The 20,464-nt window shown below is 59.8% G+C and carries 18 protein-coding genes; 11 read left to right on the forward strand and 7 right to left on the reverse strand.

Features of this window, described 5'->3' with window-relative positions:
• Positions 1-9: 9 nt before the first annotated feature.
• On the forward strand, positions 10-771 hold the full coding sequence (locus FHT78_RS10760) for an SDR family oxidoreductase (protein WP_183743281.1): 762 nt from the start codon (positions 10-12) through the stop codon (positions 769-771).
• Positions 772-775: 4 nt separating this feature from the next.
• On the opposite strand, the gene FHT78_RS10765 is transcribed toward FHT78_RS10760, so the two are convergent.
• The 6 genes from FHT78_RS10765 to FHT78_RS10790 form a co-directional block, all read right to left on the reverse strand.
• A complete protein-coding gene (locus FHT78_RS10765; RefSeq protein WP_183743283.1) occupies positions 776-1,810 on the reverse strand; it encodes an L-idonate 5-dehydrogenase in 1,035 nt (344 codons plus the stop codon).
• A 9-nt stretch (positions 1,811-1,819) separates the two neighbouring features.
• Complete coding sequence (locus tag FHT78_RS10770; protein WP_183743285.1) at positions 1,820-3,226, reverse strand: TRAP transporter large permease; 1,407 nt, start codon at positions 3,224-3,226, stop codon at positions 1,820-1,822.
• Positions 3,227-3,230: 4 nt separating this feature from the next.
• Positions 3,231-3,803: a TRAP transporter small permease gene (locus tag FHT78_RS10775; protein WP_183743287.1), complete on the reverse strand. Its 573-nt coding sequence runs from the start codon at positions 3,801-3,803 to the stop codon at positions 3,231-3,233.
• Between the two features lie 61 nt (positions 3,804-3,864).
• Positions 3,865-4,839, reverse strand: coding sequence for a sialic acid TRAP transporter substrate-binding protein SiaP (locus FHT78_RS10780; RefSeq protein ID WP_183743289.1), 975 nt, complete (start codon positions 4,837-4,839; stop codon positions 3,865-3,867).
• Between the two features lie 23 nt (positions 4,840-4,862).
• Positions 4,863-5,621, reverse strand: a complete 759-nt coding sequence (locus FHT78_RS10785; protein ID WP_183743291.1) for a FadR/GntR family transcriptional regulator — start codon at positions 5,619-5,621, stop codon at positions 4,863-4,865.
• A 193-nt stretch (positions 5,622-5,814) separates the two neighbouring features.
• A complete protein-coding gene (locus FHT78_RS10790; RefSeq protein WP_183743293.1) occupies positions 5,815-6,669 on the reverse strand; it encodes a helix-turn-helix domain-containing protein in 855 nt (284 codons plus the stop codon).
• Positions 6,670-6,771: 102 nt separating this feature from the next.
• Between FHT78_RS10790 and FHT78_RS10795 the strand changes: the two genes are divergently transcribed.
• The 9 genes from FHT78_RS10795 (at position 6,772) to ugpC (ending at position 16,502) form a co-directional block, all read left to right on the forward strand.
• Entirely contained in the window at positions 6,772-8,088 is a 1,317-nt protein-coding gene (locus FHT78_RS10795; RefSeq protein WP_113146033.1) for an alpha-glucosidase/alpha-galactosidase, read from the forward strand.
• Between the two features lie 197 nt (positions 8,089-8,285).
• On the forward strand, positions 8,286-9,080 hold the full coding sequence (locus FHT78_RS10800) for a DeoR/GlpR family DNA-binding transcription regulator (RefSeq protein ID WP_183743295.1): 795 nt from the start codon (positions 8,286-8,288) through the stop codon (positions 9,078-9,080).
• Entirely contained in the window at positions 9,077-10,039 is a 963-nt protein-coding gene (locus FHT78_RS10805) for a BadF/BadG/BcrA/BcrD ATPase family protein (RefSeq protein ID WP_183743297.1), read from the forward strand. Before FHT78_RS10800 ends, FHT78_RS10805 begins: the two co-directional genes overlap by 4 nt.
• Positions 10,040-10,066: 27 nt before the next feature.
• The gene (locus FHT78_RS10810) at positions 10,067-11,323 is read left to right on the forward strand and encodes a sugar ABC transporter substrate-binding protein (RefSeq protein ID WP_183743298.1); all 1,257 of its coding nucleotides are present in this window, start codon (positions 10,067-10,069) and stop codon (positions 11,321-11,323) included.
• Positions 11,320-12,237, forward strand: coding sequence for a sugar ABC transporter permease (locus FHT78_RS10815; RefSeq protein WP_183743300.1), 918 nt, complete (start codon positions 11,320-11,322; stop codon positions 12,235-12,237). The genes FHT78_RS10810 and FHT78_RS10815 overlap by 4 nt, the downstream gene beginning before the upstream one ends.
• Positions 12,237-13,094 (forward strand): carbohydrate ABC transporter permease, encoded by an 858-nt coding sequence (locus tag FHT78_RS10820; protein ID WP_183743301.1) that lies wholly within the window; start codon positions 12,237-12,239, stop codon positions 13,092-13,094. Before FHT78_RS10815 ends, FHT78_RS10820 begins: the two co-directional genes overlap by 1 nt.
• 11 nt (positions 13,095-13,105) lie before the next feature.
• Positions 13,106-14,062, forward strand: coding sequence for an SIS domain-containing protein (locus tag FHT78_RS10825; RefSeq protein ID WP_183743303.1), 957 nt, complete (start codon positions 13,106-13,108; stop codon positions 14,060-14,062).
• Positions 14,059-15,360 carry a D-tagatose-bisphosphate aldolase, class II, non-catalytic subunit gene (locus FHT78_RS10830; protein WP_183743305.1) on the forward strand — a complete coding sequence of 434 codons (1,302 nt, stop codon included), beginning with the start codon at positions 14,059-14,061 and terminating at the stop codon, positions 15,358-15,360. Before FHT78_RS10825 ends, FHT78_RS10830 begins: the two co-directional genes overlap by 4 nt.
• A gap of 71 nt (positions 15,361-15,431) precedes the next feature.
• Positions 15,432-16,502 carry a sn-glycerol-3-phosphate ABC transporter ATP-binding protein UgpC gene (gene ugpC / locus FHT78_RS10835; protein ID WP_183743307.1) on the forward strand — a complete coding sequence of 357 codons (1,071 nt, stop codon included), beginning with the start codon at positions 15,432-15,434 and terminating at the stop codon, positions 16,500-16,502.
• Between the two features lie 76 nt (positions 16,503-16,578).
• Here ugpC and FHT78_RS10840 read toward each other — a convergent pair whose 3' ends face one another.
• Entirely contained in the window at positions 16,579-18,807 is a 2,229-nt protein-coding gene (locus FHT78_RS10840; protein ID WP_183743308.1) for a methyl-accepting chemotaxis protein, read from the reverse strand.
• Between the two features lie 292 nt (positions 18,808-19,099).
• Here FHT78_RS10840 and FHT78_RS10845 point away from each other — a divergent pair, with 292 nt between their 5' ends.
• Positions 19,100-20,239: a helix-turn-helix transcriptional regulator gene (locus FHT78_RS10845; RefSeq protein WP_183743310.1), complete on the forward strand. Its 1,140-nt coding sequence runs from the start codon at positions 19,100-19,102 to the stop codon at positions 20,237-20,239.
• The last annotated feature ends 225 nt before the right edge of the window (positions 20,240-20,464 follow it).

Genomic DNA, 20,464 nt, shown 5'->3' on the forward strand with positions numbered 1-20,464 from the left:
GGAAATGCCATGATACTGAAAGATCGCGTTGCAATCGTCACGGGCGCAGGCTCGGGCATCGGTCGCGCCGGCGCGCAGATCATGGCGCGCGAGGGCGCCCATGTCGTCGTTGCGGATATCAACTTCACGAATGCCGAAGAGACCGTGAGCCTGATCGCCGAGGCAGGCGGTAGCGCCGAAAGCCTGGTGGTCGATGTGACCGACGACAGCGGGCTTGAAGCCGGCATTGTCGCTGTTGCCGCACGCCACGGCCGGATCGACATTCTGCACAATCACGCGGGCGCACAGGTGGCGGGTGATCTGGAACAGGTTGCGATCGAAGGCTTCGACAAGTCCTGGAGCCTGAACGTGCGGGCACATTTTATGGCGGCGCGTTTCGTCATGCCGATCATGAAGAAAGCCGGCAAAGGCGTGATCCTGAACACATCCTCATCATCAGGTGTGCTCTACGACCGCGAGATGATCGCCTATACGACGACCAAACATGCTGTCATCGCCATGACCCGGCAGATGGCCGGTGACTATGCAAAATTCGGCATTCGCGTGAATGCGCTCTGCCCCGGATGGGTCGACACGCCGTTCAATGAGCCGTTCATCGCGCAGATGGGTGGGCGCGGCAAGATTGAAAGCTATATCGCTGAAAAGGTGCCGCTCGGCCGCTGGGCTGATGTTTCGGAAATCGCCGAACCGATCCTGTTCCTGGTATCGGACCGCTCCTCCTATATGACGGGCCAGATCCTCGTCGTCGATGGCGGCGAGACAATCGTCTGACCGACTAGAAGGTGAGCTGTACCTTGCAAGCCAGCGAACGATCGCCGGCAATGATAAAGGCTGAAACGGCATCGTCGAGCGGCAGGCTGTGGCTGATGATCGGCCGCACATCGATCCTCCGACGTGAAATCAGGTCGACGGCCGTCGCGAATTCCTCGTGAAACCGCTGTGTTCCGTGGATATGCAACTCCTTGCCGACGATGGCGTTGAGGGGAAGAGGCACATCCCCGGTAACGCCGACCTGAACGATGGTGCCGCGAGGCCTGATCGCCGCAATGGCGCTATGAATGGCCGGGGCGGCAGCAGAACATTCGAAGACAAGATCGAAATAGCCTTTTCCCGCCTGGAATTCGGCAAGTGAGGCTGCATCCTGCACCACATTGATCGTGCGATTGGCGCCCATGGCTTTCGCCCGCGCGAGCGCCGCATCGGCAAGATCAGTGACGACGATTTCGCTGGCTTCATAATGACTGACAACGGCAACCATCAGGGAACCGATCGGTCCGGCGCCTGTCACCAGGACCTTTTTGCCGGCAATGCCCGGCGCACGCGATGCGGCGTGCAGGCAAACGGAGAGGGGCTCGCTGCAGGCCGCTTCAGCAGGCGTTGTCGAGGTTCCGACTTCGACGCATTGTCTGGCCGGCACCACCAGCCATTCCCGGAACATGCCCTGCTCATGCGGCAGGCGCATTGCGCTGCCCATGAAGCGCATTTTCAGGCAGTGGATCGGCATTCCGATGCTGCAATATTCGCAAGCACCGCACGGCTGGCTTGGATTGACCGCCACCAGCGTGCCTGGCTCCAAGCTCACCCCCTCGCCTGCCAGTTCGACCGTTCCGGCGGCCTCGTGACCTGGTATCATCGGCTCGCGGACCCGAACCGGTCCGAAGCCGCCGTCCTGGTAATAATGCAGGTCGGAGCCGCAGATCCCTGCGGCCGCCATCTTCAAAAGCACCTCGCCCGGAGCGGGAGCTGTAACCGGAGCAGTCTCGATCCTGAGATCCCCCTTCGCATAAAGCCTTGCCAGCCGGGTCTGCATCGCAACCTCCTACTTCAGGAGCCCGAGCTGCTGTGGCAGCCAAAGCGATACGGACGGAACGAAGGTGATCAGGATCAGGGCGATGAAGAGCGGCGCCAGCCAGGGCAGGATCGCCATCGTCGTGCGCTCCACGGATAGTTTCGCCACCCGCGACAGTACAAAAAGCACCATGCCGAGCGGAGGGTGAAGCAGGCCAATCATCAGATTCAGGGTCATGATGAGGCCGAACTGCACCGGATCGATGCCGAACTTCGCAACGATCGGCAGAAGGATCGGCACGAGGATGGTGATGGCCGCGATTGTATCGAGAAAGCAGCCGACGAAGAGCATCAGCAGATTCACCAGGATCAGGAAAATCCACTTATTGTCAGTGATGGATAGGATCGCATCGGACAGAAGCTGCGCGGCCTGACTGACGGTCAGCAGCCATGCGAAGACCGAGGCGGCAGTGACGATGAAGAGAACCGAAGCCGTCGTCTCGATCGTGTCGAAGCTTGCCTTGGCGAGCGTCGAAAGCGTCATCGTTCGGTAGCGCACAAGGCCGAGGAATAGGGACCAGAGGACAGCGGCGACGGCCGCCTCCGTCGGCGTGAACCAGCCCATGGTCATGCCGCCGATCAGGATGACCGGCGTCATCAGCGCCATGACGGCGGAAAAACGGAAATACCAATCGAGCACCAGAAGCACGGCAAGGGCAATACCCGCCGCAGCGTTCATCGATACGCCGGATCGCGTCATCAGGTAAATCGTCAACGGTACGAGTAGGACGACGATAATCTCCATTCCGGCCGAAAGTAACTGTTTGACGTCGAACGGCGCATCGGAACCCCAGCGCTTCACATAAGCAAAGGCGGCGACTGTGATCATCATCAGCAACGTCATGACGATGCCGGGCAAAATGCCAGCCATGAAAAGAGCGCCGATCGAGACATTCGCCATCATGCCGTAGATCACGAAGGGCAAGGACGGCGGGAAGATCGGGCCAAGCGTCGCGGATGCCGCCGTCACCCCAACCGCAGCCTCGACCGGGTAGCCGTGATCCTTCATCGCCTTGATCTCGATCGTGCCGATGCCGGCTGCATCGGCAAGCGCCGTACCCGACATGCCGGAGAAGATGACGGAGCCAATGATGTTGACCTGCGCGAGACCACCTTTCATCCAGCCGACGAGCGCGACGGCGAAGGAATAGATGCGGCCGGTCACTCCGGCAGAATTCATCAGATTGCCGGCAAGGATGAAGAAAGGAACAGCGAGTAGCGGGAAGCTTTCGACACCCGCGATCATGCGCTGGGCGACGATGATGTCAGGGGCAATGCCATAGAGGACAATGTAGAGAACCGATGCGACGGCCATCGAGATTGCGACGGGCACGCCGATCAGCATCAGCAGCAGAAATGAACCAAGCAAGAGCAGCATCAGGTCATCCTTCGACGGCGTGGAATTCTTCGGGGCGCTCCAGAACGGAATAGCCGCGGCGCATATTGGCGATGAAGACGATCACCGCGCGGATCAGCATCAGCACGAAGGCCGCAAGCACGCTGTAGAACACGATGTTGCGTGGCAGATCGACGGTGACCATCTGCTCGTCGGCAACGATCTGAACATAACGCCACATCAGATAGCAACCATAGGCAAAGAAGCCGATGCGGACGATATCGACGAAGGTCGCGAGAAGGCGCGCAAGGCCTGCCGGCATGTAATGGTAGAAGACGTCCACCTGGATGTGGCGCGATGTGCGCACGCACATGACGGCGCCAAGAAAAACGACGCCGATCAGGCAGTTGACGGCGATCTCTTCGGTCCAGGCATAGCTATTGTTTAGAACATAGCGGGTGAAGAACTGCAGGAAGACGCAACCGGCCATCAACCAGAAGACGATCAGCGTTATCCAGTCCTCGATGGCGTAATCCGAGACATTGGCGGTGGGCGCATGCCCTTCGAACTCGTGGCCGATTTCCTCGGCAGTGATTGGAGTATGCGTTTCTTGCGACATGATCGGCCTTGTTCCGGTTGCGGAAGAAGGACGCGCAGCGTTCCCGCGCGCCCTTGGGCTTTTATTGGATGGCGCGGATCGCTTCCCAATCTGCTTTATCGTAGCCGAAGTCCTCGAACTTGACCTTTTCCATCACCGCCTTTTCGAAATCGGCCTTGTCGACTTCAGTGACGCTCAGGCCCTTCTCCTTGAAGGTGGCGATCAGGCCATTTTCCTTGCCCTCAATGGTTTTGGTCGTGCGCTCAGCGGCTTCCTGCATGACGTCGCCGAAGATCTTCTTGTCTTCATCGGAAAGGCTGGCCCAGAGCGTCTTCGAGATCACCGTATTCAGGTGATCGACGATGTGACCGGTCAGGCTGATGTTCTTCTGGACTTCGTAGAACTTCTTGGCCTCGATCGTCGTCAGCGGGTTTTCCTGAGCTTCGACCGTGCCGTTCTGGAGCGCCAGATAGACTTCCGCAAAGGCGATCGGCGTGGTGTTGGCGCCGCAGGCCCGCGGCATGGCTAGATAGGCAGGAACATCAGGCACCCGGATCTTCAGGCCTTGCATATCGGCGCATTTGGCAATCGGCTTGTTGGACGTTGTGTGGCGCGTCCCGTAATAGCTGACGGCGGCGATATGGTTGCCGGTCTTGTCCTCATAGCCCTTGGCGAGGCGCTTGAAGACGTCGCTCTTCGTGTAGGCGATCAGGTGTTCAGGATTGCGGAAAATATAAGGGAAGTAGGTCACGCCGATCGGCTTGTAGTCGCGGGCAGCAAAGCTCGAACCGGAGATGATGATGTCGACCGTCCCGAGTTTCAGGCCCTGATTGATATCGGCTTCCTTGCCGAGCTGCGAAGCCGGATAGACCTCGATCTTGTAGCGGCCGTTGGTGCGCTTGTTGATCTCTTCGGCGGCCCAGACGGAATCCGTATGGAACGGTTCCGAGGTCTCGTAGACATGCGCCCATTTCAGCGCGGTCTGAGCATGGGCGATTGCCGTCGTCGCCATGATTGCGGCGGCGGTGCAGAGTATCGTCGTCAGTTTCAGCTTCATCGCTCTCTCCTCCTGAGATTTCGTTAAATGCCTGCGTTTCCCTTGTTTGGCCCGGCCGGATGGCCGCGCCCCTCCTCGCCCGAAAACTCCTCCCCGAAGCTTTCGGAAAATCTCTTCTGCGAATTCGTCAGATGCGTGCGCATGGCGGCCTTCGCTCCTGCCGTATCACCAGCGGCGATCGCGTCGCGGATAACCCGGTGTTCTTCCAGCGCGGTGCGCCATGACACCGGTCCTTCGAAATGGCTGGCAAGCTTTTCGAAATACGGCGTCATGCGCATGTCAAACAATTCGCCGGTGACACGGAGCAAGGTCGCGTTGCCGACGATTGCCGCAATGCCGGTATGAAAGGCGCGGTCGGCGACAAGAACGGCGCGCGCGTCCTCAACCACGCCGCTCATCGCGTTCAGCGCCTTGTCGAGAAGGGCAATGTCCTGTGGACCAGCGTTCCTTGCAGCTTCCTCTGAGATCGCGCACTCGATGATCGCGCGGGCTTGCAGCAGTTCGAAGGGCCCTTCTACCGGTTCACGGTAGTTACTGATCGCTTCGGCCGCAGATTTGCGTGTGACATAGATGCCGGAGCCCATGCGGATATTGATGTAACCCTCGACTTCCAGCACGATGAGCGCTTCGCGAAGCGTGGGGCGCGAAACCGAAAGCCGCTCCGCAAGGTCGCGCTCAGCCGGCAGCCTGTGGCCGACAGCGAGTTCGCCTCGGATGATCATCAGACGAATCTGGTCTGCCACCTGCCTGTAGAGGCGGCGTGATTCAACTGCCGAAAACATTGTGGCCTCCCGGCGCGCTTCTCCTCAAGCGCACAACTGGTCAACTGGCCTGACCAATTAACCTCAAACTATCATCGGGAAAGTTGTGCGTCAATCGGACGCATGCACTCAGACCAGGCTGCTCAATTGATAGGAGGAAGCAGATCGTGCCCGGATTTGCCATTCCTCGACCGCGCTCCGATCAGGATCCACGCTACGGCTTACCGAGCGACAGACGGAACTGTCGCGGTGTCGTGCCGGTTCGCTGTTTGAAGATGTCGTAAAACCGGCTGCTGGAGCCGAAGCCGCAGTCGAGGGCAATCTCCAGGATCGAGTCCTCCGTCTCGGCCAGTCGCTGCATCGCTCGCGCGAGGCGATATCGTGTCAGATATTCCATCACGGAAATGCCAAGCACATCTCGAAACGCCCGGTTGGCCGTGGTTGGATGCACATTGGCACGTCTTCCAAGATCCACCAGGTTGAGCGGTTCGGAAAAATGCCGGTTGATCAGGTCGGTCAGTACCTCTGAGTGGCGGATGGCGGGACTTACCGGGGTCGCAGCGGCTGTAGCGGACGAGCCTCGATCATCGGCGTGATCAAGGATGAGCCTGCGCACCCTGAGCTTGGCCTCGTCGGCGATCAGCTGACGCCGGACGGGATCGCCCCTGTCCCACTCCTCGACCCAGGCAGAGACCGTGGCCGGCGTCGTCTCGCGGCGGCGGGGCTCGACGACGAAGGCACCCTGCATGATCGCCTGTCTCGCCTTCTTGTCGATGGAGAGCGCGAGAAAATCGACGAGCGGAAGGTAGACGCAGATGAGCGGCGCCTCCGGCGTCACCAGGATTGTTTGATGGGGAATGGCCGCCCAGAAGAGGACAAGACGCCCGGCCTCGACCCGCTCCTGCCGGCCATTGAAGAGATAGGTCATGGCGCCATCGAGAAGCAGGTTGATCTCGACATGGTCGTGCCAATGCGCTGCACTCATGGCATCGGCCGTGTGGCGCTCGATCAGGAAACTCCGCGGCGATCCCGCCCACTCGCCGCTCCTGCTGAAATGATCGTCCGTCATGTCCTTCCTGCGCTTCGATCCGGGAATACTCCCTCCAATAACAGGAAGAAATTCTGATTTGGAAGAGGCACCAGTATGACGGTTTTAATTGCGGAGATCGAAATGCCGAAGATTTGCCTCGTGGGTGCGGGCAGCACCGTTTTTGCGCAGAACATTCTGGGGGATGTGCTCTCCACACCCTCGGGCAGTGATTATGTGATCAGCCTCTTTGATATCGACCCGGAGCGGCTGAAGACGTCGGAGATCGTGGCGCGACGCATCTGCGAGGCGCTCGACCTGACGAAAGTCAAAGTCGAGGCAACCCTCGATCGTCGCGAGGCACTGCGCGGATCGGATTTCGTCATCCTGATGATGCAGGTCGGCGGCTACAAGCCTGCGACTGTCACGGATTTCGACGTACCGAAGCGATACGGGCTGCGGCAGACCATTGCCGATACGCTCGGCATCGGCGGGATCTTCCGCGGACTTCGCACCATTCCTGTGCTGGAGGCGATCTGCCGCGACATGGAAGAGGTCTGCCCCGACGCGCTGCTGATGCAATATGTGAACCCGATGGCAATCAATTGCTGGGCGATCAAGGAGCTGGCACCCAGTATCCGTACGGTCGGCCTTTGCCATAGCGTGCAACATACCGCCGCTCATCTCGCCGCCTGCCTTCGCGAAGACATTGCAGACATCAATTACATCTCGGCTGGCATCAACCACGTCGCCTTCTTCCTGAAATACGAGAAGCTGCATGCCGATGGCCGGCGCGAAGATCTCTATCCCCGCCTGAAGGCCCTCACCGGCGAGGGACGCGTGCCGGACGACGACCGGGTGCGTTTCGATGTGCTGAAGCGGCTCGGCCATTTCGTCACGGAATCCAGCGAGCATTTCTCCGAATATACGTCCTGGTACATCAAGGACCGCCGTCCCGAGCTCATCGACAAGCTCAACATCCCGCTCGACGAATATATAAGCCGCTGTGAGCGGCAGATTTCCGAATGGCATGCCCTGCGCCGCGATCTCGAAGGCGACAAGCCGATCGAGGTCTGCCGCAGCAATGAATATGCCGCAGGCATCATCAACGCTGCCGTCACAGGTAACCCCGCACTGATCTACGGCAACGTTCCCAACAATGGCCTGATCGAGAACCTGCCGCCCGAATGTATCGTGGAAGTGCCCTGCCATGTGGACCGGAACGGTATCCAGCCGACCCGCATCGGCAGAATTCCCTCGCAGCTTGCCGCGGTCATGAAGCTCAGTGTCTCGGTTCAGGAACTGACCGTGGAAGCGGCGCTGACAGGCAAGCGCGATCGCATCTATCAGGCCGCGCTGCTTGATCCGCATACATCGGCAGAACTGTCGCCGGATGAGATCTGGGGCCTGGTTGACGACCTGATCGAAGCACACGGCGATCTGCTGCCGAAATACCACTGAGGCCGTCAGAGCCGCGACCACCAGAATGCTAGTCGTCAAGAAGCACGCCATCCCTCGGGAGGGCGTGCTTTTGTTTGTCTTTTAAATCCCCGTCGCGGTCCGCAAAAAGATCACAAACGATCAGAATCTTGATTGACATTGATCGTATTGAGTGGGAACGTTGACGCAAATAAAGGATAAACAGCAGGGGGCGATCCGTGAATCAGACTGGCGGCGTGAAAACTGACCGGCTCGATGCCATCCGCAGCCATCTCTATGCGAACGGCTTTTCGACCATTCAGGATCTGGCCGATGCGGTCGGCGCTTCGCTCGCAACAGTCCGGCGCGACCTGCAGGTTCTTGAGCAGGACGGCGCGATCGACAGGGTGCACGGCGGAGCCCGCATCGCCGAAGGGTCCTCGGTCGAACTGGCCTTCCAGGAGCGTGAAAAGCGTCATCTTTCGGCCAAGCGCGCGATCGCGAACGCGGCCTATGAAAAGCTTCTGCCGCGCACGGCGATTTTCCTCGATGCCGGCACGACGGTGCTTCAGCTCGCCCGCCTGATCCGCATCAATCCGATGCCACTGCGCATCTTCACCAACGGCCTGATCGTCGCTCAGGAATTCCTGAACATTCCGCATCTCGAAGTCGTGCTTCTCGGCGGCCATCTGCGCAGTGAAAATGCCTCTCTCGTCGGCCCGCAGGCTGAAGCAATGCTGGAAACGATCTGGTTCGATCAGCTCTTTCTGGGTGCCAGCGCCATCAGCCCGGATGGGGCGATCTATAGTGTCGACAGCGCGGAAGCCAGCTTGAACAGGCGCATGCTCGCCCGCTCTGCCGATGGTTATGTTCTCGCTGATTCCTCGAAATTCGGGACGATGGCGACTTACAAGGTCGCGCCGCTGAATGCGGCAAAACTCATCACCGACAAGGGCCTGACGCCTCAATGGCGCTCCGAACTCGCCAATTTCGGTGTCGATGCAACCTATGCCGAGCTCGGAGCAAAAGAATGAGCGACGAGCTGATCCTTGGCATCGACGGCGGCGGCAGCAAGATGCTCGTCACTCTGGCCGACAAAGACGGCAGGATTCTGCGCACCGCGCTTGGCGGCGGCGTCAATCCGATGGACAACCCGGACTGGCGGCGGGAACTGGAGAAGTATATCGAACCTTTCCGCAATGAGCCGGGACTGGCCGCCGTTGGCGCTGCCTTGCCTGCTTATGGTGAAGTTGCGCATCTTTCCGCTCTCCAGAAGCGATGCATCGATGAAGCCTTCCCGGATATCCGCAGAACTGTCCTCAACGATGTTGACGCCGCCCATCTCGGCGCATTTGCCGGGCGCCCGGGCATACTCGTCCTGTCGGGGACCGGTTCCATGTCCTGGGCACGCAACGGCACAGGTGCCTCCGCACGCGTCGGCGGTTGGGGCGATGTGATCGGCGACGAGGGCAGCAGCTACTGGATCGGCCGCGCAGCATTGCATCTCATCAGCCAGAGCCTTGATGGGCGTGCCAAACCGACTGTGCTGGCAGAGGCGATTTATGATCACCTCAAGCTCGACATTTCCGATCCGATCAATGCGCTCGGCAGCTGGATCGACGGGCTCGCAAGGCCGCGCGCCGGTATTGCCGCGCTCTCGATCCTCGTCGACCGAATTGCCCAGCAGGGTGACGAAGGGGCGATTGGCCTGATCGAAAAGGCGGCCGACGAGCTTGCCAAGCACCACCGGGCGATATCAGGCCATTGCGAGAGCGGAACCGACTGGACCTATGCGGGCGGCACCTTTTCCAGCCGTCTCCTGCTCGAGGCGGTCGAACGGCGGATCGGCCGGCGAGCGATCGCACCTGCACTTCCTCCCATTGGCGGCGCGCTTCTGGCTGCCGCCCAACTCCTCGACTGGCAGCTTGATGGGCGCTGGTTCGGGCAAATCGCGGTCGAGGCTGAAGCCGTGATCGCACGATCAAGACAATGACTGTCAACGATAAAGAAGGATGGGAACATGCGTAAATTGATATTGCCTTTGCTTGCCTCAGCCGCCCTTGTGATTGGTCTGCCTGCGTTGGCAGACGATGCCAAGCCACTTGCCGGCCAGTCGATCACGGTCCTCATGCCATCGCCGCAGGGCGCCACGGTAGCGGCCGATTTCGAAGCCGAGACCGGCATCCATGTAGACCTCCAGACACTCTCCTGGGACGACATCCGGCCGAAGCTGGTAACGGCGCTGGTCGCCGGCACGGCACCGGCCGACGTTACCGAATTCGACTGGTCGTGGACGGGACAGTTCAGCGCTGCCGGCTGGTACATGCCGCTGAACAATGTGATCGACAAGGATACGGTCGCTGACATCGGCGTCGCCAAGATCTTCACTGTCGACGGCCAATTGCTCGGCGTGCCCTATACCAACGACTTCCGCGTCATGCTCATCAACAAGAAGCATTTCACGGATGCCGGCGTCACCGAGACGCCAAAGACGCTCGACGCGCTGGTCGCTGCCGCCAAGAAGATCAAGGAAAAGGGCATCTCCACCTATCCAATCGGCCTGCCGCTCTCGGCGACGGAGGGTGCCTCCACCAGCTGGTATCTGCTGACCAAGGCCTTCGGCGGCGAACTCTTCGACAAGGACTTCAAGCCGCTTTTCCTCACCCCCGATTCAGCCGGCTATAAGGCGCTCGCCTTCGAACTGAGCCTGCTGAAGGATGGTCTGGTCGACCCGGCATCGACGGGCCTCAAAGACAGCCAGATCAACGAGAGCATGTTCGCCCAGGGCCTGACCAGCATCATGATCTCGGGCGAACCCGGTCGCCTGGGTCAGATGAACGAGCCGAAACAGTCGAAGGTCGCCGGCCAGGTGGAAGCGATCCTCGTGCCGACCGAAAGCGGCCAGACTCGCAGCTTCGGCCTTCCGGAAGCACTCGCCATTCCGAACGTCTCGCAGAACAAGGAAGCGGCAGTCGCTTTCGTCAAATGGTTCACCAGCAAGGAGTTCCAGAAGAAGAATGCGGCAAACGGCTTTCTGCCGACACGCACTTCCGCCCTATCCGAGCTCAACACGGAAGGCAAGCTGACGAGCGGCGATGCGCTCGTTGCGCAGTCGAAGACTGTCGAGCCGCTGTTCCAGCAGGGAACGCCGCCGTGGTATCCGCAGTTCTCAAGCGCGGTCAACACGGCGATCAACAGTGCGGCAAAGGATCAGATGACGGTTGATCAGGCCATGCAGGCCATCGCCGACGCCGCCAAGCAGGCCATGGCGCAATGACGACAGCTACTGTCGAAGGTATCGCAGCCAAGCGGAGTGTCGGCTTCAATGCCGACACGATGCTCGGCCTGCTGCTGGTACTGCCGATCCTTGTGACAATGGCAGCACTTGTCTTCTATCCGATGGGCCGGACGGTCTGGGACTCGCTGCACCGGGTCAATCCAATGCAGGCGGGAACGCCCTTTGTCGGACTGGAAAATTACACCCGCATGCTGTCGGACGGACAGCTGGCGACGACCTGGACGAATACCCTTATCTATGTCGTTTTCGCCGTCGCTGCCGAAACCATCTTCGGCGTGCTGGCTGCAGCGCTCATCAATCAGATGAAGATCGGGCGCCAGTGGGTGCTTGCCGCCGTCATCCTGCCCTGGGCGCTTCCCGGTGTCGTCAACTCCGTCATCTGGCTATGGATCTATCAGCCCGGCGCCGGCCTGTTGAACGGCATTCTCGTCGCACTCGGCCTGCCCTTCGAAAACCATGTCTGGTTCAATGACCGGACGAGCGCGATCATCGCGGTCACCGTCGTGCATGTCTGGCGCATGATGCCGTTGACGATCGTCATCGTGCTGGCGGCCATGCAGAGCATTCCGGCGCATCTCTATGAGGCTGCCCGTATCGACGGCGCGACGCGCGTGCAGATGTTCAGCCTGGTCACGCTTCCGCTCGTGCGCAGCGCCATCGCCGTCGCCATGACGAATGCAACTGTCAACGCTTTCAACCTCTTCGACGAGGCCTGGGTGCTCGCCGGATCGAGCCTCGAAACACGGCCGATCCTCGTGCAGATCTATCTCGAGACGTTCCAGAACCTTCGCTTCTCCTACGGGATGGCGCTGTCGGTAGTCATTACCCTGGTGTCGCTGCTCGTCTCGCTGGTCTACGTCCTCCGCGTCTATCGCAACACACGGTTCGACTGATGAAACCAACCATTCTCTATCGCCTGATGATATGGACGGGTCTTGCCGTGCTGCTGATCTGGTCGCTCGGCCCGATCTACTGGACGATCGCAAGTTCCGTGACGCCGACAGAAGATTTTTCCACGCGGCCGATCCATTTCTTCCCGCAGCATTTCACGCTCGACCATTATTCGCGCCTGCTCGGCATCAACATTGCGCGGATCGGCGGAGTGGAAGTGTGGAAGCAGTTCCGCGCTGCGCTGCTCAACAGCGTGATCACATCTGCGGCCGCCACGGCTCTCTGCGTCGCGATCTCGGCACTCGGAGCCTACGCCTTCACCCGGATGCGCTTTCCCGGGCGTCACCTTCTGTTCGGTGCTGTCGTCGCGACACTCGCCATCCCTGCCTATGCGGTGCTCATCCCGCTCTATCAGATCATGATCAAAATGCATCTGGTCGACACCTATACCGGCGTCTCGCTGATCTATGTCTCAGCCTATCTGCCGCTCTCCCTCTGGTTGTTGCGCAGCGTCTTCGAGCAGCTTCCGATCGCTCTCGAAGAGGCGGCACAGCTCGATGGCGCGGGTCGCCTCTTCATCTTCTTCCATATCGTGCTGCCACTCGCCGGCCCCGGTCTGACGGCAGCCGCCATCCTCACCTTCCTGGGAGCCTGGGGCCAATATCTCGTTCCCCTCATCTTCTCGCCCCAGGCGACGAAACCCTTGACGGTTCTAATCCCCGAATTCGTCACCAAGAACTTCATCGACTACGGGCTGATCACGGCAAGCGGATCGATCGCCATCGTCATCCCTGCCCTCGTCGTCATCTTTCTCAACCGGTACCTCGTCAGCGGTCTGCTGGCTGGTTCGGTCAAATAATCGGAGACCTCATGAACACGACCGAAAAGGTAATCCTCGAGCAGTTTCCCTATTGGGAAAAAGCCATCGGCTCGAATACGGCAAGCGGCAAAGCGGACGACCTCCTCGTCTTTATCGGCTGCGGCACCTCCTTCAACCTCGCTCTATCTCTGGCCGCCTATGCCAACAGCCTCAAGCGCAGGGCGATTGCGGTGCCCGGCGCAGAGTGGCTGAACCGCCCCTCCTATTTCTGGCCGGAATGGCAGAAGACCCATGTGGTTGCGCTCTCGCGCAGCGGCGAAACGACGGAAACGGTCGCTGCGGCCAAGGCGAGCCGCGCTGCCGGCGCGTTCGTTACTGCCGTCACGGTCGAGCCCAAAAGCGCACTCGCCAGGAATTGCGACCAGCTGATCTGCTCGCCAACCCATCCGGACGAAGGCATCGTCATGACGGTGTCGGCAAGCCTCATGGTCTTGCTCAGCCTGCAGATGATCGGTCAGACCGTGCCGGCTTCGATCGTCGCATCGGCGAGGCAGCTTGCGAACACGCTCGACGCTTCCCTGCCCGATATCATCAAGGACCGTTTGCACTTCGTCTTTCTCGGCGGTGGACCGCTTTTCGGCATCGCGCTTGAAGGTGCATTGAAGCTTATGGAGATGAGCCAGCTCATGACGCAGGCCTTCCATCCGCTCGAATACCGCCATGGGCCAATCAGCCTCGTCGATGAGAAGACGGCGGTTATCGTGCTCTACAGTTCGGACCAGAGAGACGCCGAGGCCAAGCTGGTTGGCGAGCTGCGCGAAAAAGGCGCCGTCGTTATCGGCTTCGGCGGCCCCGGCGACCTGGAGCTACCAGTCGATGTCGACCTGTCGCTTGGCGGCCTCGCCGTTCTGCCGGCGCTGCAGATACTCGGCGAACGTGCCGCTCAGGCACGCCACATCGATACGGTCTCACCGCGTCATCTCACTAAAGTTGTCACACTCGCATGAGCGCCGCGGTCGATCAAAATCGCCAGATTGCTCTGGCGAAACTCTTCGGGGACAGAGGGCTGCCCCTGCCCCGTGGCATCACGTCCGTTTGCTCCGCCCATCCGCTGGTCATCGAGGCAACATTGCGACGTGCCGCCCGGCAGGGCGACGTGGTCCTGATCGAGGCAACCTGTAATCAAGTCAATCAGGAGGGCGGCTATACCGGTATGACGCCGGCGGATTTCCGCGCCTTCATCGAACGAATTGCGGCAAGCGTCGGCTTTCCCGCCGCGCGCATCATTCTCGGCGGAGACCATCTCGGCCCGAACCCGTGGCGGAAACTCAGCGCTGACGATGCCATGGCACGCGCCGAAGCCATGGTAAGAGCATATGTGGAAGCCGGCTTCGAAAAGCTGCATCTCGACACATCAATGGGCTGCGCCGACGAACCTGTGGCTCTTGCCGATGAACTGACCGCAGCAAGAGCCGCGCGGCTGGCAGGGGCCGCCGAAGACGCCGCCCGCCGCAGCGGCCGTCGTCCGCCGGTCTATATCATCGGCACGGAAGTGCCGCCGCCGGGTGGCGCCACACATGCCCTGGACGAGATCGAGGTCACGCGACGGGAGGCCGCCGTGAAGACGCTTGACGTTCATCGTGAGGCTTTTACCCAGGCTGGGGTCGGTTACGCACTGGAGCGGGTAATCGCCATCGTCGTCCAGCCGGGCGTCGAGTTCGGCAACGCCAATGTCGCGCTCTACAGGCCCGAGCGCGCGCAAAAGCTGATCTCCGCGCTCGACGGGATGAAGGGACTGCTTTTCGAAGCCCATTCCACCGACTACCAGCCGGCAGCCGCGCTCTCGGCCCTGGTCGACGGCGGGTTTGCGATCCTGAAAGTCGGCCCCGGCCTGACCTTTGCATTGCGGGAGGCGCTCTACGGCCTCGACGCGATCGCCGCTATTCTCTCCGGGGACAAGAGAGCCGGCCGGCTGGCGGTGACCATGGAGGAGATCATGCTTGCTCAGCCCAGCCACTGGTCCGGCCATTACAGCGGCACGACTGACGAACAACGCCTGCAGCGACATTTCAGCTATAGCGATCGCATCCGGTACTATTGGCCCGACGCGCGGGCAGCAACGGCAGTCGACGAACTGCTCGCCCGGCTGCCCGACGCGATCCCGGAAACGCTAATCAGCCAGCATCTCGCTCGCCTCTACCCTGATGTGGTTGAAAAGCGTGTCGTGCCGAAAGCCCGCGATCTTTGCCTAGCTGCCATTGACGCGGCGCTGGCTCCTTACGCCACCGCGACGGCGCCTCGGTAGAAGAGGCGTCGCATGTCGCTCTTTCCGAGCGAACGCAGATCCGAAATCAGATTTTTCAGCCGGAGACAGTTATGGCGTCCGTAAACGTGGCAAACGTCCGCAAGAATTATGGTCACTTCGAAGTGTTGCACGGGGTCGACATCGACATCCGCGATGGAGAATTCGTCATCCTCGTCGGACCCTCCGGTTGCGGCAAGTCGACCTTGCTGCGCATGATCGCAGGGCTTGAGGAGATTTCTGGCGGTAATGTTTCGATCGGCAGCAAGGTCGTCAACAATGTCGCTCCGAAGGAGCGCGACATTGCCATGGTCTTTCAGTCCTACGCGCTTTATCCGCATATGACGGTCGAAGCGAATATGGGATTTTCGCTGCGACTGGCGAAAGCGCCGAAAGAGCAGATCAAAGAGCGTGTCCGCGATGCGGCGCAGATCCTCGGCCTCGAACATCTCCTCGACCGCTACCCGAGAAATCTCTCCGGCGGCCAGCGGCAGCGTGTTGCCATGGGCCGCGCAATCGTGCGCCAGCCACAGGTCTTCCTCTTCGACGAGCCGTTGTCCAACCTCGACGCCAAGCTTCGCGTGCAAATGCGCTCCGAGATCAAGCAGCTGCATCAGCGACTGAAAACGACGACCATATATGTGACGCATGATCAGATCGAAGCCATGACCATGGCCGACCGCATCGTCGTTATGCGCGATGGTTATGTTGAGCAGATCGGCTCACCGCTCGATCTCTACGACCGGCCGGCCAATCTCTTCGTCGCCGGTTTCATCGGTTCGCCGGGCATGAACGTCATCAAAGGCAAGATCAGCGCGTCCGGGCCGCTTGAATTCATCGCAGACGGAGGAGCGCACCTGCCGCTTCCGGAGACTGCCGCGGCAGCGCGTGGTACGGAAGTGGTCTACGGCATCCGTCCGGAACATCTGATCGTCAGCCCGGAAGGCGTGAGCGCCGAGGTGGCGGTCATCGAACCGACAGGCGCTGAAACCCAGATTAACGCCAAGCTTGGATCGGATCCCCTGGTGGCAACGGTGCGAGACCGGCTTTCCCTGCAGGCTGGCGATACCGTCAGGATGATGCCTGATCTCACCAAACTGCATCTCTTCGACGCCAAAAGCGAAAAGCGCCTGTCGATCGGCTAGCACCTCCTTTGGGCCACTGAACGAAAACGGCGCGGCGATGATCGCCACGCTGCGCCTTGCATTAACGGTTCGAGCTTTAGAACTCTTCCCAATTGTCGCCCTTCGTATCAAGTGCGCTATTTCCTGAGAAAGCAGAGGCGATCTTGCGGCCGAGGGCGCGAACCGGTGACGGCGCCGGTGCATCGTTTCGCGCGGCGGCACGAGGTGCTGCAGAACGCGGAGCATGACCGGTCTCGTTCAGCTTGAACTGGGCAAGAAGCTCGTTGAGCGAAGCGACCTCCTTCGCAAGGTTGTGACTTGCGGCAGTCGACTCTTCGACCATCGCAGCGTTTTTCTGCGTATCCTGGTCCATTTGATTGACGGCCAGGTTGATCTGGTCGAGACCGGAGGACTGTTCCTGCGATGCTTCGACGATCGCGGCGATATGGCGGTTGATTTCCTGGACCTCGGCGGCGATCGCTTCCAGAGCCCTGCCGGTTTCGCCGACGAGACCGACACCGGAATTGACCTGTTCGCTCGACGTGTTGATCAGCGACTTGATCTCCTTGGCGGCGTTTGCCGAGCGCTGGGCGAGTTCACGCACTTCCTGGGCGACGACCGCAAATCCCTTGCCGGCTTCACCGGCACGGGCGGCTTCGACGCCCGCGTTCAAAGCGAGAAGGTTGGTCTGAAAAGCGATATCGTCGATGACGCCGATGATGTTGGAGATCTCGCCCGAGGACTTTTCGATCTGCTGCATGGCCGAAACCGCTTTGCGGACGACTTCGCCGGATTTTTCCGCGCCAGTCTTGGCGCGTGAGACGAGCTCTCCGACTTCCTTCGCACGCTTGCTCGAATCCTTCACCGTCGTGGTGATTTCTTCGAGGGCAGCAGCGGTTTCCTCGAGCGCTGCCGCCTGCTGTTCCGTGCGCTTGGCAAGGTCGTCGGCGGCCGACTTGATTTCGTTTGCTCCGGAGTCGATACCGCGCGCATTCTGCGACACCCGGTTCAACGCCGATTGCAGCTTGTCGGCGGAGTTGTTGAAGTCGCTGCGAACGCCATCGAGCTTCGTCACGAAGGGCTGATCGATGCGATAGGACACATCGCCGTCGGCGAGCTTGGCGAGACCGACGGCAAGGTTGTCGACGGCAAACTGCACATCGGCAGCATCTTTCGCCTTTTCCTTCTCCCGCTCGATCTGCTCCCTTTCGCTCATGCTGCGATTGGCTTCTGCCTCCTGCTCGAGGCGAACCCGCTCGATCGCATTCTGCTTGAAGACCTGAACAGCGCGCGCCATGGCGCCTATTTCATCCGGCCGGGCCTGACCCTGAACCTCGACATCGAGATCGCCTGCAGCCAGACGCGCCATCGTGCTGGTCGTCTTCTTGATAACCGCAGCAATCGATCGCGCAAAGACGAGGAAGCCAACAAGCGAAATCAGCGAGACGATAACCGTACCGATCGCAGCCATCCAGAGCGCCTGCCGCGACGCTTCAACGACCTCCGTCACATTGGAGCCGATTTCGAAAACGCCGATCTTGCGGCCGGAGAAATCTTCGAACGGAATGGCCGCGACTTCATAGTCCTTATCGCCGAGAATCGCGTGGACACGGACGCGGTCACCGTTGAATGCTGCCTGCAACTGCTCTTGAGTGAGAATTGCCTTGTCGCCGAAAGTCGAGGCCTGTGATACGAATTTCCCGTCCTGAAGGATATGGACTGCAACGGCCGCATCGACCGACTGCGCCAGCGGCGCAAAATAGTCGTTGGTGAGCGAGGTGCCGACATCGACGATGCCGACGGTCTTGCCGTCCTTGATGACGGGAGCCGAAGCAAACATGCTGACGGCGGTCCGCCCAGGTTCGATGCCGGCGCTCAGCTTACCCTGCGTTAGTGCTGCAACGATCGTCTTGCGACGTCCCTTGAGATCGTCGCCAAAAGTATCCGGCGCATGGATACGTGCAACGGCCATGCCATCGGAATTGCTGAAGGTGATGAGCTGAAGGCCCTGCGCTTTGATCGCCGGTAGGCTCGCAGTATATTTTGCAAGAAGGGATGCGCGATCATTCTTGCTGATCAGATCAGCCGTTTCAGGCTCGCCGGCAAGGGTTACCGCAAGCCCGGCTGCCGCCCGCTTCTGAGCCTCCATATCCGCCTGGATTACATGCAGATCCGACGAAAGCTCCTTCTGAAGCGATTGATCGCTCATCGCATTCTGACGATACCAGGCAAGACCACCGATTGCCGCGCTCGCAAACATAACGGCCGCAAATCCATAGGCCGTGATGCGGATCCATATCGGCCGCTTGATCTCTTCCGCGTTCATGACGTCCCCTCAAATATCGATGCCCTTAATTCTTGAGGGGAAAACTTGTTTTTTACTTAATTTCGGATGGTCAATATTCAGTAACGAACTGCAGCTTTGCGTCGCTGATGATACCGTGTTCAGCCGCGCCTCAGGTTCATGCACGGCGGTTTATTTCTTTATAAATCAAAGAGTTTTCTATCCTCACCCAATCGGGTGATGCTCAAGTATCGATCCCTTCTCTAAAAGATCAGGCTGGACTAATATTCGGCCTCGGCCGCTCATATGACTTTGCCAATCGAGAGACAGTCAAATGGAGCATACGGATATTGTCAATGCGATCTACCAGGCTTCTGTAAACATACAGTTGTGGTCGAGTACTCTATGCGCGGTTGTCGATTATGTCGGAGCAACAGCCGGCAATATTGTCTATCAGGCACCTGATGGGAAAAGCAGCTTTCTGATCCCCGGCCGGATGCGCGAAGATCTGAACGATCTCTACCTGCAACATTACGCCGGCAATCCCTATGCAAGGGCGTTCGAGAAAATTCAGCCGGACCATGTGGCAATCGGCAATGAACTCATCGACGATGCTGCCGTTCGACAGACCGCTTATTATGCAGACATCTGCGCGCCTCAGAATATCTACAATCAGCTCTTCGTTCCCCACGCCAGCCTGCATGAACGCGGTGGCATCGGCGGGGTAGCGCTTTTTCTCTCCAAAACCCAGGATGCGGAAAACGCCCAGGCTGCCCGGAAGCTCCTGCAGTTGACGCCGCACCTTTCCCGTTCGATAGAGCTTTCCCTTCTCGTCGGAAGCATAAGGCATGAGGCCAGCCTTCTGCAGCGGCTGCTCGAAGCTCTGCCGGATGCCGCCATGCTGCTTGATGACCAGGGCGAGATTGTTCTGTTGAACTCCGCCGCTGAAGACATCCTGAGACGCGGCGACGGCCTTTCGATCAACAGACATGAGCGCATGGCGCTGCCGAGCATTTCCAGCAGCTCTAAGGCTCTGACCCACGCGATCCGGCAAGCCATCGAAATCGCAGGCGGCTCCGCCGCGCAATTACACGGCGCAGTGCAGATTCTCCGGCCGTCGGGCCTGCCACCCTACCTCGCGCAGGTTACTCCCTTGCCGCCAAATTCCTTTGTCGCCTGGGATTCGGCAGATTCCGGCGCCCGCGTGCTTCTTCAGATCGTCGATGCGGAAAGCCGGGCCACCGGGCAGGCAGAACAGCTCCGCAGCATCTTCAGCCTGACTGCTGCGGAAACGAAGGTAGCTGTACTCGTCGGCTGCGGATTCTCAGTTCCAGAGACCGCCCGGATGCTTGCCCTTTCTCCCAATACCGTCAAAACGCATACGGCACGGCTTCTGTCCAAGACAGGTGTGCGATCTCAAGCGGCATTTGCGCGGCTAATGGCTTCCGTTCCTGCGCGGCCGGGTCGGCCTTAGTCTGTCTCCATCGAGGCCCGGGCCGTAGCAAGGGTCAGCGCCAGCGCGGCGATGGGACTTGAACATCATATTTTTCTGCCGGGCTCGTTACGGTCGAGGCTGGCTAAGCCCGCACACCGCGAAAGGTCAGATATACGATGGTTTGACGTCCTGCTTACGGCTGTCAGAACAGAACGCGAGCATCTGCCGACACCTCGTAAAGGTTGCTGTTGCGGTTGTCATCAA

The sequence above is a fragment of the Rhizobium sp. BK196 genome, assembly GCF_014193255.1.
In the GTDB taxonomy this organism is placed as follows: Bacteria; Pseudomonadota; Alphaproteobacteria; order Rhizobiales; family Rhizobiaceae; genus Rhizobium.

What these genes read in the sequence shown, in the direction of transcription:
- FHT78_RS10760 (WP_183743281.1), top strand. Translation starts at nt 10, where the DNA reads ATGATACTGAAAGATCGCGTTGCAATCGTCACGGGCGCAGGCTCGGGC.
- FHT78_RS10765 (WP_183743283.1), bottom strand. Translation starts at nt 1,810, where the DNA reads ATGCAGACCCGGCTGGCAAGGCTTTATGCGAAGGGGGATCTCAGGATC.
- FHT78_RS10770 (WP_183743285.1), bottom strand. Translation starts at nt 3,226, where the DNA reads ATGCTGCTCTTGCTTGGTTCATTTCTGCTGCTGATGCTGATCGGCGTG.
- FHT78_RS10775 (WP_183743287.1), bottom strand. Translation starts at nt 3,803, where the DNA reads ATGTCGCAAGAAACGCATACTCCAATCACTGCCGAGGAAATCGGCCAC.
- FHT78_RS10780 (WP_183743289.1), bottom strand. Translation starts at nt 4,839, where the DNA reads ATGAAGCTGAAACTGACGACGATACTCTGCACCGCCGCCGCAATCATG.
- FHT78_RS10785 (WP_183743291.1), bottom strand. Translation starts at nt 5,621, where the DNA reads ATGTTTTCGGCAGTTGAATCACGCCGCCTCTACAGGCAGGTGGCAGAC.
- FHT78_RS10790 (WP_183743293.1), bottom strand. Translation starts at nt 6,669, where the DNA reads ATGACGGACGATCATTTCAGCAGGAGCGGCGAGTGGGCGGGATCGCCG.
- FHT78_RS10795 (WP_113146033.1), top strand. Translation starts at nt 6,772, where the DNA reads ATGCCGAAGATTTGCCTCGTGGGTGCGGGCAGCACCGTTTTTGCGCAG.
- FHT78_RS10805 (WP_183743297.1), top strand. Translation starts at nt 9,077, where the DNA reads ATGAGCGACGAGCTGATCCTTGGCATCGACGGCGGCGGCAGCAAGATG.
- FHT78_RS10810 (WP_183743298.1), top strand. Translation starts at nt 10,067, where the DNA reads ATGCGTAAATTGATATTGCCTTTGCTTGCCTCAGCCGCCCTTGTGATT.
- FHT78_RS10815 (WP_183743300.1), top strand. Translation starts at nt 11,320, where the DNA reads ATGACGACAGCTACTGTCGAAGGTATCGCAGCCAAGCGGAGTGTCGGC.
- FHT78_RS10820 (WP_183743301.1), top strand. Translation starts at nt 12,237, where the DNA reads ATGAAACCAACCATTCTCTATCGCCTGATGATATGGACGGGTCTTGCC.
- FHT78_RS10825 (WP_183743303.1), top strand. Translation starts at nt 13,106, where the DNA reads ATGAACACGACCGAAAAGGTAATCCTCGAGCAGTTTCCCTATTGGGAA.
- FHT78_RS10830 (WP_183743305.1), top strand. Translation starts at nt 14,059, where the DNA reads ATGAGCGCCGCGGTCGATCAAAATCGCCAGATTGCTCTGGCGAAACTC.
- ugpC (WP_183743307.1), top strand. Translation starts at nt 15,432, where the DNA reads ATGGCGTCCGTAAACGTGGCAAACGTCCGCAAGAATTATGGTCACTTC.
- FHT78_RS10840 (WP_183743308.1), bottom strand. Translation starts at nt 18,807, where the DNA reads ATGAACGCGGAAGAGATCAAGCGGCCGATATGGATCCGCATCACGGCC.
- FHT78_RS10845 (WP_183743310.1), top strand. Translation starts at nt 19,100, where the DNA reads ATGGAGCATACGGATATTGTCAATGCGATCTACCAGGCTTCTGTAAAC.